We start from the raw sequence: 18,844 nt of genomic DNA on the forward strand, positions 1-18,844 counted from the left end.
GTATCGAAAACAGGCCTCCCTGGCGGCCGGGATCCGACCGTCAGGCCTGGGCCGGCGTGCTGCCGCCGGGTGCGTCCTCGGGACGTGGGGCACGGGGCCGCCGGTGGACTCGCCTCAGCGCCGCGAGCCCGGCGGCGGTTCCGGCTGCGAGCGGAACAAGGGGCCAGTACACGGTGGTGTTCCCGAAAGCCGCACACCCGATGAGCGCGAAGCTCGCCGTCATCGCGACGAGGAACCCGAACACCCAGGGTGCGCCCCGTTCCTTCCGCTCCAGCCGTGCCCGGCCGTCGCGGCCGGCCAGGTTCGCGGCCGCGGCCAGGGCGAGGGCGATCAGATAGCCCGCGATCAGCGGGTAGAGCAGGAACAGCGCCATGTCCCACCCTCCGGGGTGCCAGCCGAGCCACACGTCACGCCCGTCGATCTCCACGACCCGCCCGTGCCACAGGCCCGCCTGGACCCGCTGCCCCTCCCGCAGGTCGTTCACGGAATCGTCCGGGACGCCGTTCACCGTCTTGGTCCCGTCACCGATGCGCAGGTCGATCGTGTACGTGGTGCTGACGTTCCATTCGCCGCTGCCGCCGTCCTGGCCCCCGCCGTCTCTCCCACTCACCGTGTGGGACGTCAGCCCCGTGATGGTGGCCCCGGCCGTGTGCAGCGTTCCGTTCGACTGTGCGTGCGCGACGCCCGTCTCCTCGTAGGTGCGCAGGGCGAGCAGCAGGATCAGGGCGGCCATGACCAGGCGGAACGCCCAGCGCAGTACGCGCCCCCGCACGGTCCTGGTCCGCCTCGTGCCCGGCGTCGTCCGCGCCGTCGTGTCCCCGGTCCGCTCCTGTGTCATCGGGTCCCCCGCCCTCCGGTCGGGAACAGCCGAAAGCCGCCCCACCGGATCACACGCCGCCCGGCTGACCATGGTTGCGGGGGCCGGCCACCCGGCCGGGGACGCACACGGCGTCGCCCGGCCGTCACGGATCACAAGGTGTCGGCGTCCACGGGGACGTCGGGGGCGATGTGGGGGCCGAGGGTTTCGCGGTAGAGGGCTACCTCGGTCAGCAGGGAGCGGCGGACGCTGTCGGCTCTGCGGAAGCCGTGGCCCTCGCCCTCGAAGAGCAGGAAGCGGTGCCACACTCCGCGTTCGGCCAGGTTGTCCACGATGCACGTGGCCTGGTCGGGGCGGCAGATGAAATCGTCCGCGCCCTGGAGCATCACCAGTGGCACGGTGATGCGGTCGGCGTTCGCGGCGGGTGAGATCTTGTCGAAGAGGGCCCGGTCCTGCGGGAGGACGCCGACAAGCGTGTCCACGTAACGGGACTCGAAGTCGTGGGTCTGCTCGGCCCGCCAGCGTGCCGGGTCGCTGATCGGGTAGAGGACCGTGCCCGCGCAGAAGACGTCGGTGTGGACCAGGCACGCCAGGGTCGTCCAGCCGCCGGCCGAACCGCCACGCACGGCCGTACGGGCCGGATCCGCCAGCCCCTCGGCGGCCAGGGCGCGGGCGACGGTGACGCAGTCGTCGACGTCCACCACTCCCCACTGGCCGCGCAGCCGGTCGCGGTAGGCCCTGCCGTAGCCGGTGGAGCCGCCGTAGTCGACGTCCGCGACGGTGAAGCCGCGGCTGGTGAAGAAGGAGTACTCCAGGTCGGCGGTGACACCGGTGGAATTCGTCGGGCCGCCGTGGACCTGCACCAGCAGGGGCGGCAGTTCGCCCTCGGGTCCGGTCGCGGTGGGGTGGGTGGGCCGGTGCAGCACGAAGTGGACGGGTCGGCCCTGCGCGTCGTGGACGGTACGGCGTTCGGGCCGGGGCTGCCAAGGGGCCAGCGGGTCCTCGGACTTGGGCCGGGTACGCCGGGCCGGACCGGAACCGGGGGCCAGCGGCACCGACAGCAGGGCGGAGCCGAGGGCCGGGTCGGCGGCGCGGACCAGGATCCGTTCGCCGTCCGACCAGAGGTCGCCCTGGAAGCTGGTCCAGCCGTCGGCGAGTTCGGTCAGTTCGCCGCTCTCGGGCGCCCAACGGGACAGCCGCTGCGGGCCGTTGCCGTGCGGCAGCACCACTCCGTACGGCGTCACGGCGAACCAGCTCGCGCCGACGCGCCAGACGGGGCCCGCGCAATCCTCCTGGAGGGGAAGGACGTTGGTGTTGGTGATCGCGGTGGGTGTCGGCCGGTCGGGGTCCAGGTCGACGCGGTGGAGGTTCCACCAGCCGTCCGGGTCCGCCATGGCGTAGAGGGTGTCGGGACCCGCCCACGCGGCCTGGGACACGGAGACCTCGGTGCCGTCGTGGCTGCCGCCGAGCAGCCGGACGGGCTCACCCGCGACGCCGTCGTGCAGCTCGGCGACCATCAACTCCGAGCTGTCCCAGGGCATATGGGGGTGGTCCCAGCCGATCCAGGCGAGCCGCCCGCCGTCCGGGGAGATCCGGTGTCCGCAGAGGAAGTGGTGGGAGCGGGCCACCACGCGCAGCGCGCCGGGGTCGTCGGCGGCGGCACCGGACAGCGGTACGGCGACGATCTCGCGCACGGTGCGGAGTGCCGGGTCGGCGTCGTGCGGTCCGGTGGCCGCGCGGGTGGTCTCCCGCACGCACCACACCTCGGTCCCGTCCGGGCCGGCCACCGGGTCGGCCCAGCAGGTCTCCCGGTCGGACGGATCGGCCGGGGTGAGCGGCACGGGCACGGGGAACGTCTTGTCGTCGGCGGCTCCGAGGCGGGACACCTCGGCTCGGTACAGGCGTTGGTCGCGGTGGTCGGTGAAGACCAGCAGGTGGCTGCCCGTGGCCGGGTCCGCCGCGCGTACCCAGTACGGCTTGCCGCCGTAGCCGAGGGAGCGGTTGCGCACGGAGACACCGGGGGCGAGCACCGGGACCGGCTCCTCGTGGCCGGGGGCGTTGCGCAGCAGCCGTACGGTCGCGGTGGCCGGGTCGTTGGCGCACCACCAGTTCTCCTCGCCGGCCCCCGAGGGCCACGAGGTGGATCCGGAGGCGGCGGCGACCGCTTCGGCGGTGATCGGGGACGGCCAGGTGCCGTAGGGCAGGTGGGACGCGGTGGACATGGGTGACTCCGAGTACGGGAGGGGGAGTTGGGGGGAGGTGGCGCGGGCGGTCCACCGCCTGGGCTGGGGTGGATTGCCGTGCATCGCCATGGGCTGCGGTGGACTGCCGTTGGGTTGCTGAGGGCGGGGCTGTGGGTGGGTGCGGTCACCGACCCCTGGGGAAAGCTCCATTGAGGACGGTGTCGTAGGAGGAGGTCCCGGTGCCCGTTGCGCCGACCCGGCGGTGCCCGCCGTAAGCCGCGCACACATGCCGCATGAGCGAAAGGTGTGCCCGGATCCAGCCGGAGACGCGCCCGGAGTCAAGTGAACCGGAGCCCCGCCGGAGGCGCGCGGGAGCACGGGAGGCGGAGCCCCGCCGCGGTCACCCGACGGTCAGTCGCACCGGCTCGCCCGGGCCGCCGCGACGGCCCCGGCAGGAAGCCGCGCGCACGCCCCGCGTGAGCGACAGGTGCGCCTGGATCCGGCGGGAGCGCGCCCGGGGCCAGGCGAACCGGAGCCCCGCCGAGGTCACCCGGCGGTCAGCCTCACCGGCTCGCCGTGCCCGTCGCGGCGGCGCAGGTCCTCCGGGGTCTCCCGGCGGACCATGAGACGGGCGCTGCCGTCGCGTACGGCGACGACGGCGGGCCGGGGCTGGGCGTTGTAGTTGCTGGCCATGGCGTGGTGGTAGGCCCCGGTGGCGGGGACCGCGAGGAGGTCGCCGGCGGCGATGTCCTCCGGCAGGGCGATGTCGGGCACGACCACGTCCCCGCTCTCGCAGTGACGGCCGACGACCACGGCGTGCACCGGATCGCCCTCGGCGGGACGGTTGGCGGTCCACGCGGTGTAACGGGCGAGGTAGAGGGAGGGGCGCAGGGCGTCGCTCATGCCGCCGTCGACGGCGACGAACCGACGGCGCAGCCCGTCCTTGACGGCGCCTACGCGGTAGAGCGTCACCCCGGCGGTACCGATCATCGACCGGCCGGGCTCGACGGCGAGCCGTACCGCCGAGCCGGGCAGGACCCGTTCCAGACCGGCGCGCAGGGCGGCCGTGAACGCGGCCGGGTCCAGGCGGGGTTGGCCCGGCAGGTAGGGGATGCCCGCGCCGCCGCCGAGGTCGATCTCGTCCATGGTGATGCCGTGGCGCTCGGCGAGCGCTGCGACGAAGGCACCGACCCGCTCGGCGGCGAGGGTCAGTCCCTCGGTCGCGGTGATCTGTGAGCCGATGTGGGAGTGGACGCCGGCCAGCCGCAGCGAGGGGTGTGCCGCGACGGCCAGCACGGCCCGCTCGGCGTGGCCGCCGCGCACCGGGAAGCCGAACTTGACGTCGTCGCCGCCGGTGGCCATGTAGTCGTGGGTCTCGGCGGCGACGCCGGGGGCGATCCGGACGTAGACGTCCTGGACCCGCCCGGCCGTCGCGGCGGCGCGCGCGAGCCGGTCGATCTCCTCCAGGCAGTCGACGACCACCACGCCGACGCCGTGGGCGACGGCGGCCTCCAGTTCGGGCACGGACTTGTTGTTGCCGTGGAAGACGATCCGGGCGGCGTCGAAGCCGGTGTCCACGGCGAGCCGGAGTTCGCCGCCGCTGCACACGTCGAGGTGCAGCCCCTCGGAGTCGACCCAGCGGACCATCTCGGCGCACAGGAACGCCTTGGAGGCGTAGTGCACCCGGTCCGCGCCGGACTCGCGCCACAGCCGGGCCCGGTGGCGGAAGTCGGCCTCGTCCACCACGTACAGCGCGGTGCCGCAGGCGTCGGCCAGGTCGTCCAGGGCGACGCCGCCCACGTGCACGCGGCCCTCGACGGTGCGGGCGGTCAGCGGCCACACCTCGGGGGCCGTCTCGGGTGAGGCGGCCGCGGCCAGTCCGTCGGGCAGCGGGGTCTCCGCCCGGGGTGCGGGCAGGGAGGGAGCGGTGGACACGGGGCTACTCCTCGGTGAGGACGACCAGCATCAGCAGGTCGTCGCTGGGGTCGGTGAAGTGGTGTTCGTCGGTGGCGGCGAAGTGGCAACTGTCGGCGCGGCGCAGGAGCCGTACGACGCCGCCCACAGAGACCCGGCAGGAGCCGGCCAGGACGAGCGCGAACTCCTCGCCGGGGTGGGCCGTCGGGTGGTCGTGGTCGCCGAGGTCGGCGTGCAGCAGCCGGGCGCCGATCCGGCTGGCGCCGGGGGCCGTGAGGTCCCAGATGCCGTGGTGCCCGTCGGCCTGGGCGAGCAGCGGTGCCGGGGCGAAGCGCGGCGGGAAGGCCGGGGCGGCCGCGGCGGCGACCGGTGTGGTGCCGCCGAGGAGTTCGGCGGGGGTGGCGCCGAGGGCGTCGGCGATCTGGGCGAGGGTCCGGACCGTGGGGTTGGCGGCGCCGGACTCCATCTGCGAGACGTAGGCCGGTGAGACGCCGGCCCGGGTCGCCACCGCGCTCAGCGTGAGCCCGGCGGCCCGGCGGACGCGGGCGACGGAGGCGGCGAGCACGTCTCCGGTGTCCGCCCGTTCGGGCGACGCACCCCGCTCCGCGTCGGCACTGTCGGGCGGCACGTCCTGACGGGCCTCCGCAGAGACCGACGACGCACCCCGACCCGTATCCGCGCGGTCGGGCTGCCCTCCCCGGCCCGCGTCCGCGGAGGCGGTCCCTCCCGCCCCGCTCCCCGATTCGTCGTCGGGCTGTACGGAATCGTCGGCGGCGCGACGCGAGTTCTGCCGCGAGGAGGGCGGATCGGCCGAAGAGTTTTCCGCGCCGGTGGCTCTTGACGAGGTCATGCGGCGACAGTAAGACTCACGCATCGCTTAGATCAAGCAATCTGACACCGCCGTTTAACTGTCAGCAGAGATGCAGTTCAGCACCCGGTTTCCCGGGTGTGGGCTGCCCTGAGTGGGAGGGGTGAGCAGTGACCGGTCCTCTGGCGCCTACGCCGACCCTCGAACTGCTGCGTGCCGCGGCCGAGCTGTGCGGTCCCGCAGCGCAGCGCCTGTTCGAGGTGCTGGCGGAGGACTACCCGGCCTCGCTGGAGCGCCGCCCCGGTCAACTGCTGCGGGCGGCCGACGCCAGCGCCGCGGACCTCGACGGACTGCTGGCGGCGGCGGGAGTCGCCTCCACCGACGACCTGCGTCAACTGGCGGCCCGGGAGAGCGGCCTGCGCCTGGCCGAGCCGGATCTGCGGTTCACCAGCCGTGATCCGGAGTCCGAGCCGCGCGAGCGGTCGGCGCTGCGCCGGATGATCACCGCGGAGGAGGGCAACCTCCGTCGCACGCTGGCCGATCTCCAGGCCAACGGCGCCCTGGAGTTGGCGGCCGCGGCCCTGTTGCGGGCGCGGCGGCGGTGGGTGCTCGGCGACCTGAAGTCGGCCGGGTACGCGTCGCTGCTGACCAGCGACCTCACCAGCAGCATGCGGGACGTGTTCCTCGTACCGCCTGCGACGGGCGCGGCCGTCAACGCGATCAGCGACGCGCACGCGGAAGACGTCCTGGTCGTGTTCAGCTTCCGCAACTACAGCGGGCTCACGGTGGACGTGGCCCGGGAGTTCCACGCGCTGGGTGCCTCGGTGATCGCGTTGACCGACAGTTACACCAGTCCGGTGTGTTCCTTCGCCACACACGTCCTGGCGGTGGACACCCGCAGCGAGTCGCCGCACCACTCGCCGACGGCGGTGGCGGCGGCGGCCCATGTGCTGGCGGCCCTGGCCGCCGCGGGCGCCAAGGGGGCGGCCCGGCGCAACCGGCGCCGGGCGGAGCTCTTCCGCTCCCTGGGCAGCTACGGCCTGGGCCGGACACCGTCCGTCACGGCCGCCGAGGAAGCGGAGGGCGCGCCGGATCTCCAGGGACCCGCCGCACACCTTCCCGCCGCACACCTTCCCGCCGCGGACCTTCCCGGCACCGGACTTCCCCCCGCGGACCTTCCCGGCACCGGAGTGCCCGCCGCAGACCTTCCCGGCACCGGTCTTCCCGGCACCCCCGCCACGAACCCGTCCGGCTTACCCACCGCCCCCGAGGACGAGCCCCCGCCCGCGCGGTGACCGCCCTCCTCCCTCCCTCGTCCCGCCTGTTCCCCGTTTCCGCGAGTCCGTCTCGCTGAGCCATCGACGGCAGAGGCCCCGTCCTCGCGCCCTGCCGCCGGGAAAGCAAGTGGTACCTCTTCATGAACGACCCCACCCTCTACCAGGACGGCGGCGCTCTCTCCCCCGCCGAGGACTCCGCACTGATCTCCGAAGTCACCGAGCTGTGCGCCCGGTTGATCCGTTTCGACACCAGCAATTACGGCGGTGGCGACTCCCGAGGTGAGCGGGAGGCGGCCGAGTGGACCGCCGGACTGCTCGCCGAGTCCGGCTACGAGCCGGTCGTGCTGGAATCGGCGCCCGGCCGGGCCAGCACCGTGGTCCGCATCCCCGGCGAGGACCGCGAGGCCCCGGCCCTGCTGGTCCACGGCCACCTCGACGTGGTTCCGGCCGAGCCCGCCGACTGGAGCTTCGACCCGTTCTGCGGGGAGATACGCGACGGCGCGATCCTCGGTCGCGGGGCGCTGGACATGAAGGACATGGACGCGATGATGCTCGCGGCCGCCCGGTCCTGGGCGCGCCGCGGGGTGAGGCCGGCACGCGACATCGTGATGGCGTTCGTCGCGGACGAGGAGGACACCGGCGAGCTGGGGGCGGGCTTCCTCGTCGACCGGCACGCGGACCTCTTCGAGGACGTCACCACCGCGATCGGCGAGTCCGGCGGCTACTCGGTCCATCTGCCGGACGCCTCCCGGCTCTACCCGATCGCCGTCGGCGAGCGCGGCAGCGCCTGGATGGACCTCACGGCACGCGGCGCGGCGGGCCACGGCTCCCGGCCCAACACGGACAACGCCGTCGCCACCCTGGCGGCCACCCTCGCCGCGCTGGCCGCGCACCGCTGGCCGGTGCGGATCGTGCCTCCGGTGGCCGCGCTCCTGGAGGGGCTCTCCGCCCGTCTGGGCGTGACGGTCGACCCCGCGGACCCCGCGTCCCTCGCGCAGTTGGGCGAGGCGGCCAAACTGATCGAGGCCACCGTCGCCAACACGCTCAACCCGACCATGATGAAGGCGGGTTACAAGCACAACGTCATTCCGAGCGAGGCGACGGCCGGCGTGGACGGCCGGATCCTGCCGGGCGCGGAGGAGGACTTCTTCGCCACGGTGGACGCCCTGCTCGGCGAGAAGGTCTCGCGGTCCTTCCACAGTTTCGCCGCGCCGGTCTCCGCCGATCACACCTCGGCCGAGTTCGAGGAGATGGCGGCGGCGCTGCGCCGCGCCGATCCCGAGGCCCTGGTGCTGCCGTTCATCATGTCGGGCGGCACCGACGCCAAGGCGTTCGCCCGACTGGGCATCCAGTGCTACGGGTTCGGTCCCGGCCTGACCCCGCCCGGCTTCGACGCGTGGCGGTATGTGCACGGCGTCGACGAGCAGGTCCTCGTCAGCAGTCTGGAGTTCGGCGTACGGGTGCTGGAGGACTTCCTGCGCACCGGCACCGGCACCGGGCCCCGGAAGGCGGAGTCATGACCGCCCCGTACCCCGGCTGACCCCGCACGGGCCCGCCACGGAGCCGGGGAGCTCCGCACCGGACCCGCTCCGCACCGGCCCCTCCCCCGTCCGCACCAGAGCCCGTCCACACCAGAGCCCCACCGTCCCCCTCCCCCTCCCCCGTCCCAGCGTGCACACGCATATACATGCATGCACCAATGCATAAACCAATGCACGTACCAATGCATAGACCAATAGGTGCAACGTGCATTTATCGTCGCGCTGTGCGACCCACCCCGGGTCGCCGGTGCAGCGGCCGCCCCGTCCCGTCTCCCGTCCCTTCGCGGCCCCGTGCCGCCGCCACCTCAGGAGAAGTCCACGATGACCACGTCCGCCCCTGTGCACAGAATCGGCCGCAAGGCCGCCGCACTGGCCACGTCACTGCTGCTCGGTACCGGCGCGGGCCTCGCCTTCGCCCCGGCCGCCACGGCCGACGACGGCGGCAGCACCCTCCGCATGCCGATCACCGGCATCGGCATCGACTCCCTGAACCCGTTCCTGGCCTACTTCGCGGGCAGCCTGGACGTGTTCGCCGGCATCTACCCGGCGCTGGACACGGTGGAGCAGGACGGCACCGTCAAGCCGTACCTGGCGGACTCCTGGACGACCTCCGGCGACAAGCTCACCTGGACCTTCAAGATCCACAAGGGTCTGAAGTGGAGCGACGGCAAGCCGATCACGGCCGAGGACGCCGCCTGGACCTTCAACCTGATCATGAAGAACTCCACGGCGGCCACCGCCAACGGCTCGCTGGTGAGCAACTTCGCGTCGGTCACCGCGCCGGACGACACCACGCTGATCGTGAAGACCAAGAAGCCGCAGGCCACCATGCTGTCGGTCAGCATCCCGGTGTCGGGCATCCCGATCGTGCCGAAGCACATCTGGGAATCCCACGTGAAGGACCTGAAGAGCTACAAGAACGACAGCTTCCCGATCGTCGGCTACGGCCCGTGGACGCTGACGGACTACAAGCCGGAGCAGTACGCCAAGTTCGACGCGAACAAGGACTTCGTACTCGGCGCGCCCAAGTACGGCCACATGATCGAGCAGTCCTTCAAGAACACGGACGCCGCGGTCGCGGCCCTGCGCTCGGGGCAGTTGGACTACGTCAGCGGTCTCAACCCCACCCAGTACCAGGCGCTCAAGGGCCAGTCCGGCATCAAGGCCTACGAGCAGGTCGGCAACCGCTGGAGCGGCATCGAGGTCAACGGCGGCGCCCGGACCCGCGACGGCAAGAAGATCGGCACCGGCCACCCGGCGCTCGGCGACGTCAAGGTGCGCGAGGCGCTGGCACGCGCCATCGACCGGGCGACCATCGTGAAGAAGGTCCGCAACGGCCTGGCGGAGGTCGGTGGCAGCTATCTGCCGCAGTCCCTGCCGCAGTACTCGTGGCAGCCCTCCGACCCGGAGAAGTTCGGCTACGACCCGGCCAAGGCCAACTCCGTGCTGGACGAGGCGGGTTACAAGAAGGGCTCGGACGGCATCCGGGTCGACCCGAAGTCGAAGCGCAAGCTGGAGTTCCGCCTCGGCATCCACTCCGACGACGACGGTGACGCCAAGGTGTCCACGTACCTCGCGGGCTGGTTCAAGGAGATCGGCGTCAAGGTCGACATCCAGTCGATGAGTTCCGCCAAGCTCAACGCCGACCTGGCCAAGGGCGACTGGGACATCCTGATGGACTCCTGGTCGACCGGTCCCGACCCGACGTACCTGCTGGGCATCCAGACCTGCTCGGCACTCCCCGACAGCAAGGGCGAGGGCGGCAGCACCGACTCGTTCTTCTGCGACAAGAACTACGACGACCTGTTCCTGCGTCAGCAGAGCGCCTTCGACGACAAGGAGCGCGCGGATCTGCTGCGGCAGATGCAGGCCATCCTGTACAAGGCCAACGAGAACATCATGATCTACAACGCCAGTGGCCTCGCCGCGTACCGCACCGACCGGGTGAGCGGCATCGTGGACGGCAAGGCGAACTCCGCCGGCGCCTACCCCGCGCAGGACTCCTTCCACCAGTACCTGAACGCGACCCCGGCCAAGGCCTCGTCCTCCTCCTCGGGCGGCAACTCCGGCACGCTGATCGGCGCTTCGGCGGCCGCGGTGGTCGTCCTGGCCGCGGGCGGCGTGTTCATGGCCCGCCGCCGCTCCTCCTCCGACGACCGCGAGTAGACCGTGGCCGACACCATCGACGCCACCGGCGCCGTCACGGCCGAGCCCGCCGCCCCGCGCGGCGGGCCCCGGCCCGGCTCGGGATTCGCACGCTACCTGGCCACGAAGCTGGCGGCCGCGGCCGTCAGCTTCCTGGCCACCCTCGTCATCGGGTTCGTCCTGTTCAGCCTGATGCCGGCGGACCCGGTGCAGTCCATCACCCGCGGCCGGCCGACCAGCGACGCGCAGATGGCGCAGTTGCGCCACCAGCTCGGCCTGGACCAGTCGGTGCCCGAACGCTTCCTCCACTTCGTCACCGACACCCTGACCGGTCACCTCGGGGAATCCTGGGAGTTCCAGCAGCCGGTCAGCTCCCTCATCGGCGACCGGCTGTGGCCGACCCTGCTGCTGATGGGCACGGCCACCGTCATCTCGGTGGTGCTCGGTCTCTGGCTGGGCATCAGGTCGGGCTGGCGGCACGGGAGTTGGCTGGACCGCATCGCCACCGGCGTCTCCCTGACGCTGTGGTCGGTGCCGACCTTCTGGCTGGGCATGATCCTGCTGATCACCTTCAGCGTCGGCATCGGCCCGATCCCCGGCTTCCTGCCCGCGGGCGGGATGAGCGACCCGGCGATCACCGGCGGCCTGGACCACGTCCTCGACGTGGCCGAGCACCTGGTCCTGCCCTGTCTGACCATGGTCCTGGTGATCTTCGCCCAGTACGTGGCCGTCATGCGCTCGTCGATCATCGACGAGCTGGGCAGCCCGTACCTGCTCACCGCGCGGGCCAAGGGGCTGCGTGACGACGACGTACGCCGCAGGCACGCCGTTCCCAACGCGCTGCTGCCCTCGGTCACCATGATCTTCATGCATCTGGGCACGGTGCTCGGCGGTGCCATCACCGTGGAGACCGTCTACTCCTGGCCGGGCCTCGGACAGCTCAGCTACCAGGCCCTGAAGGTGCCCGATCTGCCGCTGCTCCAGGGCACGTTCATCGTCTTCAGCGCGTCGGTGATCCTCATGAACCTCCTCGCCGACGTGATCTACCGCTTCCTCGACCCCCGGGTGCGTGCCCAGTGACCCACCACGAACCCCTCACCGAGGCCGTCTCCCCGCCCCGGGCGGGGGCCGACCCCACGCCGCCGGCCGTACCGGCCGCGCCGACGCCGCGCCGCGACGGATTCGCCGGTTTCGTACGCTCCTTCGTCCGCATCCGCTCCGGCGTGGCCGGCCTCACCATCCTGGTCGTGTTCGGCCTGCTGGCCCTGTGCGCGCCGCTGTTCATCTCGGCCGACGACCTCGACGTCATCAAGGTGGACGGCCCCTCGCTGCACTCCCCCACCGACGGGTATCCGCTCGGCACCGACCAGGAGGGTCGCTCCATCCTGCTGCTGGTCATCTGGGGGGCACGCTCCTCGCTGTCCATCGGTCTGATGGCCACGGTCCTGACGGTGGTGCTCGGCAGCGCGGTCGGCCTGGTCGCCGGTCATTACGGCGGCTGGATCGGCAAGGCGCTGATGCACCTCACCGACTGGTTCATCGCGCTGCCCAGCCTGCCGCTGGCCATCTCGCTGTCGGCGGTGATCGGCCAGGGCACCGCGTCCATCACCATCGCCATCGCGGTGACCAGTTGGTCCTCCACGGCCCGGCTGGTACGGGCGCAGACCCTCGCGGTGGAGGCCAAGCCGTTCATCGAGCGGGCCAGGGCGCTGGGCGCGGGCGGGCCGCAGGTGATGCTGCGGCACGTCCTGCCGAACGTCACCCCGCTGATCCTCGTCTCCTCCACCCTGACGGTGGCCTCGGCGATCCTGTCCGAGGCGACCCTGACCTTCCTCGGTCTGGGCGACCCGACGGGCATCTCCTGGGGCGCGATGCTCAACTCGGCGCTCAGCGGCGGCGCCGTCACCTCCGGCGCCTGGTGGTACCTGTACCCGCCGGGCATCGCCATCCTGATCGTCGTCCTCGGCTTCACCCTGACCGGCCGCGCCGTGGAGACCCTTCTCAACCCGAGGTCGGTGAAGACACGTTGAACGCGATGCTGGAGGTCAGGGACCTCAAGGTCACGTATCGCAGTGGCGGGCGCACGGTGCCCGCCGTGCGCGGGGTGGACCTCACCCTGGACGCCGGACAGACGCTCGGGCTGGCCGGCGAGTCCGGCTCGGGCAAGTCCACGCTGGCGATGAGCCTGCTGCGGCTGCTGCCGGCCGCCGCCGAGGTCACCGGCCAGGTCCTGTACCAGGGCGAGGACCTGCTCACGGCGAACTGGAGCCGGATGCGCGCGGTGCGCTGGGCGGAGGCCTCGGTGGTCTTCCAGGGCGCGATGACCGCCCTCAACCCGGTGCACACCGTCGGCGACCAGCTCGTCGAACCGATCCTGCTGCACGGCCGCAGGGCCGGCGAGGAGGGCGGCCGGATCACCGACAAGCAGGCCCGCGCCCGCGCGGCGGAACTGCTGGAGTCGGTGGGCGTCCCGGCCCGGCGCATGCGCAGCTATCCGCACGAGTTCTCCGGCGGGCAGCGCCAGCGCGTCATGATCGCGATGGCGCTCGCCTGCCGCCCGAACCTGATCATCGCGGACGAGCCGACGACGGCCCTGGACGTGATGGTGCAGGCCCAGATCCTGGACCTGCTGTCGGACCTCGTACGCGACGAGGGCATCGGCGTCATCATGATCAGCCACGATCTGTCCGTCCTCGGCCAGATGTGCGACCGGCTGGCGGTGATGTACGCCGGCGAACTGGTCGAGTCCGGCCCGTCCCGGCAGCTCCTGGACGACCCGTTGCACCCCTACACCCGGGCGCTGTCCCGCGCCTTCCCCACCATCGGCGACCCGGCCTCCCGCAGGGCGCCGGCCGGTCTGCCCGGCGACCCGCCCGACCCGGCCGCGCTCGGCCCCGGCTGCCCGTTCGCGGCGCGCTGCCCGGACGTCCACGCGGTCTGCCACGGCACCCCCGTGGAGCTGTGGCCGGCCGGTCCCGGACGGCAGTCGGCGTGCCTGCGGGTGCTGCCCGGTTTCCCGAACCTCGCCACGGCCCCGCCCGTGCCCGAACCGTCAGCGGAAGGAGCCCGCTCATGACCGTCACCACCACGGGCACGCTCACCGGACCCGACGCGGCCACTGCTCCGGCGCTGGAGGTCCGCGACCTGCACATCACCTACCCGCCCCGGGCGGGCCGCGGCCCCGCCCGCGCGGTGGACGGCGTCGACCTCCAGCTCGGCCGCGGCGAGATCCTCGCCCTGATCGGCGAGTCCGGCTGCGGCAAGTCCACCCTGGCCCGCGCCCTGACCGGGCTGGTCAAGCCCACGTCGGGCGAGGTGCTGAGCGACGGCGTGCCGCTGCGCTACACGAGCGCCGCGCTCAAGGCGCACCGCCGCAAGGTCCAGTTCGTCCTGCAGGACCCCGGCGGCGCCCTGAACCCGCGGCAGAACGTGTTCGACGCTGTCGCCGAGGGTCCCCGGCTGCACCGGATGAAGGACGGCCTCGAACAGCGCGTGCACACCGCCCTGTCCAAGGCCGGGCTGCGCCCACCGGAGCAGTTCCTGTCCCGCTTCCCGCACGAGATGTCCGGCGGGCAGCAGCAACGCGTGGTGATCGCGGGCGCGTTGGCGCTGGAGCCCTCGGTGATCGTGGCCGACGAACCGGTGGCATCACTGGACGCCTCCGTGCGCGGCGAGATCCTCAAGCTCGTCCTCGACCTGCGCCGCGACCTCGGCCTGTCCTCCCTGGTGGTCAGTCACGACCTGGGCCTGGCCTGGAACATCGCCGACCGGGTGGCGGTGATGTACCTGGGCCGGATCGTCGAGGTGGGCACCGTGGAGGAGGTCCTCCTCGCGCCGAAGCACCCGTACACCAAGGCGCTGCTGTCGGTGGTGTCCGCGGAGGGCGGCCGCGGTGAGCGGCGGCCCCAACTGCTCCAGGGCGAGCCGCCGGACCCGACCGACGTGCCCGAGGGCTGCCGGTTCCATCCGCGCTGCCCCGCGTGGGCGGGCCTCGACGCGGCGGGCCGTGCGGAGGCGGGCTGCGACCGGCGGACCCTGCCGGTCCTTCCGGCACAGGCGCCGGCGGGCGGCGGGGCCGCGTGTCACCTCGCGAGCGCCTCGTGAACGCGACGGCGACACCGAGGTGCGCGGCCGGTGCCCGGATGGCTCCGCCGCTGGTCGTACGTGACGTGGACGGACCGCTGGAGATGGGCGACTGCGTCGCGCTGTACGAGCGGGTCATGGGTCTGCGCCCCGGCGACGGCAGCCTCAACCCGCGCCTGCTGACCGCCCTGCAGGACAACAGCGGCATGGTCGTCGGCGCCTATCTCGGCGAGGCGCTGGTGGGATTCACCTACAGCTTCCTCGCCCGCGAGCGGGGCACCGACGGACGGGCCCCGCGCCTGTACCAGTATTCGCAGCTCGCCGTGGTGGCGCACGAACGTCAGGGCCTCGGCATCGGACGGCTGCTCAAGCTCGGCCAGCGCGACCGCTGCCTGGCGGAGGGGACGACGCTGATCCGCTGGGCGTACGACCCGATGCAGACCCGCAACGCCCACTTCAACCTGGACGTGCTCGGCACGGTGGTGGACGCGTTCAAGCCCGCGATGTACGGCGCCTCCGGCTTCGGCGCCGCCACCGGCGAGTCCACCGACCGCTTCATCGTCTCCTGGCACCTGGACGCCCCGGCACGGCCCGCCGCGCCCGCTCCCGGTCCGCCGCCCGGCGGCTGGAGCGTCGGCCAGGTGTACGACGAGGGCGACGACCGGATCGTGGTCCTGCCCGACGACTGGCACCGGCTGCGCGCCGAGGCCGGCCCCGAGCACGCCGCCCGGCTGCGCGGCCGCCTCACGCCCACCTTCACCCGGCTGCTCGCCGACCGCACGGCCGTCTCCTGCGTACGGCTGCCGGGCGGGCTCGCCGCGTACCGCTTCATCCCCCGTGCCGCCGCACCCGGCACGGCCCCTCGCCCCTGACCGGGGCCCCGCACGGTAGGACGACCCCACATGACCGTCACCCTTGCCGAGATCGAGCTGGCGCTGGTCCGGCTCGACCTCGTCCACTCCTTCGAGACCAGCTCGCACCGCAAGTCGTACCTGGAGCACATCGTCGTCCGCGCGACCGCCGAGGACGGCAGCGTCGGCTGGGGCGAGTGCGCCTCGCCGACCGACCCGTACTACTGCGACGAGTCCACCTGGAGCTGCTGGCAGGTGCTGGGCGAGTACCTCGCCCCGATGCTGCTCGGCCGGCCCTGGGACCACCCCGACGAGGCGGCGCGGCTCACCGCCAAGGTGAGCGGCAACCACTTCGCCCGCGCCGGCCTCGACATGGCCTGCTGGGACCTGTACGGGCAGCAACGCGGCGAGCCCCTGGCCGACGTGCTCGGCGCCGGCGCCGACGCTGTGCCCGCCGGGGTCAGCCTCGGCATCGAGCCGACGATCGACGCGCTGCTCGCGCAGGTCTCCCGGCACGTCGCCGACGGCTACCGCCGCGTCAAGCTGAAGATCCGTCCCGGCTGGGACCTCGAACCGGTCCGCGCCGTCCAGGCCGCCTTCCCCGGCGTCGCCCTCCAGGTGGACGCCAACACCGCCTACCGGCCCGAACAGGAGGCCGTACTGGCGGAGTTGGACGGCCGCGGCCTGCTGATGATCGAGCAGCCGTACGCCGCCTCCGACCTGCTCTCCCACGCGCGGCTGGCCGCCCGCCTGGATACCCCGGTGTGCCTGGACGAGGCGATCACCACCCCGGACGTGCTGCGCACCGCGCTGCACCTGGGCGCGGCCGACGTCGTCAACATCAAGGTGTCCCGGCTCGGCGGACTCGGCCCGTCGAAGACGGTGCACGACCTGTGCCTGGACGTCGGAGTGCCGGTGTGGTGCGGTGGCATGCACGAGTTCGGCATCGGCCGGGCCGCCAACCTGGCCCTCGCCGGGCTGCCCGGCTTCACCCTGCCCTCGGACGTCTCCGGCTCCGACAAGTACTACCGGCGGGACATCGTCACGCCGCCGATCCGCGCCGTGGACGGCATGGTCGCCGTGCCCCGCTCCCGGCCCGGCATCGGCCTCGACGTGGACCTCGACCGGCTGGGCCGGCACACCACGCGCACCTGGACCATCCGTCCCCGCGCGCATCTCACGACCTCTGAGGAGAAGGCAGCATGAAGGTCCTGATCTCCGCCGACATGGAAGGCGTCACCGGCGTCACCTTCCCTGACGACTGCGAGCCCGGCCACGCCCGCTGGGAGTACAACCGGCGGTTCCTCACCGCCGACGTCAACGCGGCGATCGCCGGATTCGCCGCGGCCGGCGCCACCGAGATCCTCGTCAACGAGGCCCACGCCGACCAGCGCAACCTGCTCCTCGACCAACTCGACAAGCGGGCCACGCTGCTCATCGGCACGCACAAGCCGCTCGGCATGATGGAGGGCGTCGACCGCTCCCCCGACGCGGTCGCCTTCGTCGGCTATCACACCGGCGCGGGCCAGCCGGGCGTGCTCGCCCACACCTATCTGCCCAACACCATCACCGCGGTGCGGATCAACGGCGAGCCTGCCTCCGAGGGCCGGATGAACGCGCTGCTCGCCGACGAGTACGGCGTCCCCGTCGTCCTGGTCACCGGCGACGACCTGTGCTGCGAGGACGCCCGCGACTGGGCGCCGCACGCCGCGCTCGCCGTGGTCAAGACCTGCGTGGACCGCTACTCCGCGATCTGCCTGCCGCCCGAGGTGAGCGCCGCCCGGATCACCGAGGCCGCCCGAGAAGGTCTCACCTCCCTGCCGGCTCCCACCGGCCCGCTCGCCCCGCCCGCCGATGGCTACACCTACGAGGTGTCCTTCGACGCCGCGCACCTGGCACCCGCCGCCAGCTACATCCCCGGCGTCGTCCAGAGCGACCCGCTCACCGTACGGTTCACACTGCCGACGATGTACGAGGCGATCCGCTGCTTCCGCGCACTGACCCGGGTGGTCACCTCGGCCGTGGAGAACTGCTATGGCTGAGCCCGCCGAACTCCTCTCCCTGGCCCGCACGTTCGGCGACCCGGTGCTCGAACGCTGGGAACGCCTGGTCGCGTTGGAGACCCCGTCCGGCGACGCGGACCGCGCCGCCGTGTTCGGCACGGAACTGGCCGCGGGCCTCGCCGCCACCGCCGACCGCGTCGAACGGCCGCCGGGACCGGGCGGCGACCACCTGGTGGCGTACTGGGACGGCCGCGGGACGCCGTCCCTGGACGACGATCCAGGCAACGGCCACACCCTCCTGGTGGCCCACAGCGACACCGTCTTCCCGGCCGGGACGGTCGCCCGGCGCCCCTTCAGGCTCGCCGAGGACGGCGACACGGTGACCGGCCCCGGGGTCTTCGACATGAAGGGCTCCCTGGTCGCCGTGGAACTGGCCATGGACCTGCTGGCCCGTACGGGGGCCACGCCCGGGCGTCCGGTACGCCTCGTGGTGGTCAACGACGAGGAGATCGGCAGCCCCGACGGAAAGCGGCTCGTCGCCGAGCACGCCGAGGGCGCCCACGCGGTGCTCGGCCTCGAACCGCCCCTGCCCGGCGGCGCGTTGAAGATCGGCCGACGCGGGGTGGCCCGGGTGCGGCTGAGCGTGCGCGGAGTGAGCGCCCACGCCGGCCTCGACGCCGCCCTCGGCGTCTCCGCGATCGACGAACTCGTCGACCAGCTCGCCGGGTTGCGGGCGACGGCCGCCGCCCTGCCCGACGCCGCGCTGAACGTCGGCACGATCACCGGCGGTACCCGTGCCAACGTCGTCGCCGACCACGCCGAGGCGGAGATCGGCCTGCGCTACGCCACCGTCGAGACCGAACGCGCCCTGTTGTCGGCCCTGTCGGAGCCGACCCCGGTACGGCGGCGGGCCGTCCTGTCCGCCGAGACGCTGTCCCACCGCCCGGCCTGGGCGATGGACCCGGCCAACCCCCTGGCGGCCGAACTGACCACGCTCGCCGCCGGCCTGGGCCTGGACCTGCCCCTCGGCTCCTCCGGCGGCGCTGGCGACACCAACCTCACCGGCTCACTCGGCATCCCGACGGTCGACGGCCTCGGCCCTGCGGGCGCCGGCGCCCATGGCGAGGACGAACACGCCTCGCTGGCCTCCCTGTTGGAGCGGGCGGCGCTCATAGCCACGTACCTGCAGAGCCACTGACCCTGCCTCGGCCTTTCACCACCC

Annotated in this window: 15 protein-coding genes; 11 read left to right on the forward strand and 4 right to left on the reverse strand. The window is 72.8% G+C overall.

Annotated features, from left to right (window positions below):
• Positions 1-40: 40 nt before the first annotated feature.
• The 4 genes from ACFRIC_RS17305 to ACFRIC_RS17320 all read right to left on the reverse strand — a co-directional run bounded on the left by ACFRIC_RS17305 (position 41) and on the right by ACFRIC_RS17320 (position 5,542).
• Positions 41-838, reverse strand: coding sequence for a hypothetical protein (locus tag ACFRIC_RS17305; protein ID WP_382786116.1), 798 nt, complete (start codon positions 836-838; stop codon positions 41-43).
• A gap of 131 nt (positions 839-969) precedes the next feature.
• Positions 970-3,039, reverse strand: a complete 2,070-nt coding sequence (locus ACFRIC_RS17310; protein WP_382786119.1) for a prolyl oligopeptidase family serine peptidase — start codon at positions 3,037-3,039, stop codon at positions 970-972.
• A gap of 507 nt (positions 3,040-3,546) precedes the next feature.
• Positions 3,547-4,935 (reverse strand): diaminopimelate decarboxylase, encoded by a 1,389-nt coding sequence (gene lysA, locus ACFRIC_RS17315; RefSeq protein ID WP_382786122.1) that lies wholly within the window; start codon positions 4,933-4,935, stop codon positions 3,547-3,549.
• 4 nt (positions 4,936-4,939) lie between these two features.
• Entirely contained in the window at positions 4,940-5,542 is a 603-nt protein-coding gene (locus tag ACFRIC_RS17320) for a helix-turn-helix domain-containing protein (protein WP_382786125.1), read from the reverse strand.
• A gap of 350 nt (positions 5,543-5,892) precedes the next feature.
• Between ACFRIC_RS17320 and ACFRIC_RS17325 the strand changes: the two genes are divergently transcribed.
• The 11 genes from ACFRIC_RS17325 to ACFRIC_RS17375 all read left to right on the forward strand — a co-directional run bounded on the left by ACFRIC_RS17325 (position 5,893) and on the right by ACFRIC_RS17375 (position 18,820).
• Positions 5,893-7,017 carry an SIS domain-containing protein gene (locus ACFRIC_RS17325; RefSeq protein WP_382786128.1) on the forward strand — a complete coding sequence of 375 codons (1,125 nt, stop codon included), beginning with the start codon at positions 5,893-5,895 and terminating at the stop codon, positions 7,015-7,017.
• Positions 7,018-7,139: 122 nt separating this feature from the next.
• Entirely contained in the window at positions 7,140-8,519 is a 1,380-nt protein-coding gene (locus tag ACFRIC_RS17330; RefSeq protein WP_382786131.1) for a M20/M25/M40 family metallo-hydrolase, read from the forward strand.
• Positions 8,520-8,861: 342 nt separating this feature from the next.
• Positions 8,862-10,706 carry an ABC transporter substrate-binding protein gene (locus ACFRIC_RS17335; RefSeq protein WP_382786133.1) on the forward strand — a complete coding sequence of 615 codons (1,845 nt, stop codon included), beginning with the start codon at positions 8,862-8,864 and terminating at the stop codon, positions 10,704-10,706.
• Positions 10,707-10,709: 3 nt separating this feature from the next.
• Entirely contained in the window at positions 10,710-11,765 is a 1,056-nt protein-coding gene (locus tag ACFRIC_RS17340) for an ABC transporter permease (protein WP_382786136.1), read from the forward strand.
• Positions 11,762-12,715: an ABC transporter permease gene (locus tag ACFRIC_RS17345; protein ID WP_382786139.1), complete on the forward strand. Its 954-nt coding sequence runs from the start codon at positions 11,762-11,764 to the stop codon at positions 12,713-12,715. The genes ACFRIC_RS17340 and ACFRIC_RS17345 overlap by 4 nt, the downstream gene beginning before the upstream one ends.
• Before the next feature lie 5 nt (positions 12,716-12,720).
• Complete coding sequence (locus ACFRIC_RS17350) at positions 12,721-13,761, forward strand: ABC transporter ATP-binding protein (RefSeq protein WP_382786142.1); 1,041 nt, start codon at positions 12,721-12,723, stop codon at positions 13,759-13,761.
• A complete protein-coding gene (locus ACFRIC_RS17355) occupies positions 13,758-14,789 on the forward strand; it encodes an ABC transporter ATP-binding protein (RefSeq protein WP_382786145.1) in 1,032 nt (343 codons plus the stop codon). The genes ACFRIC_RS17350 and ACFRIC_RS17355 overlap by 4 nt, the downstream gene beginning before the upstream one ends.
• Before the next feature lie 38 nt (positions 14,790-14,827).
• Positions 14,828-15,640 (forward strand): hypothetical protein, encoded by an 813-nt coding sequence (locus ACFRIC_RS17360; protein ID WP_382786148.1) that lies wholly within the window; start codon positions 14,828-14,830, stop codon positions 15,638-15,640.
• A gap of 30 nt (positions 15,641-15,670) precedes the next feature.
• Entirely contained in the window at positions 15,671-16,825 is a 1,155-nt protein-coding gene (menC, locus tag ACFRIC_RS17365; protein ID WP_382786151.1) for an o-succinylbenzoate synthase, read from the forward strand.
• Positions 16,822-17,661 carry a M55 family metallopeptidase gene (locus ACFRIC_RS17370; RefSeq protein ID WP_382786154.1) on the forward strand — a complete coding sequence of 280 codons (840 nt, stop codon included), beginning with the start codon at positions 16,822-16,824 and terminating at the stop codon, positions 17,659-17,661. The genes menC and ACFRIC_RS17370 overlap by 4 nt, the downstream gene beginning before the upstream one ends.
• A complete protein-coding gene (locus ACFRIC_RS17375; protein ID WP_382786157.1) occupies positions 17,654-18,820 on the forward strand; it encodes a M20/M25/M40 family metallo-hydrolase in 1,167 nt (388 codons plus the stop codon). The genes ACFRIC_RS17370 and ACFRIC_RS17375 overlap by 8 nt, the downstream gene beginning before the upstream one ends.
• Positions 18,821-18,844 lie beyond the last annotated feature (24 nt).

Source organism: Streptomyces sp. NPDC056738, from assembly GCF_042790435.1.
Classification (GTDB): Bacteria; Actinomycetota; Actinomycetes; order Streptomycetales; family Streptomycetaceae; genus Streptomyces.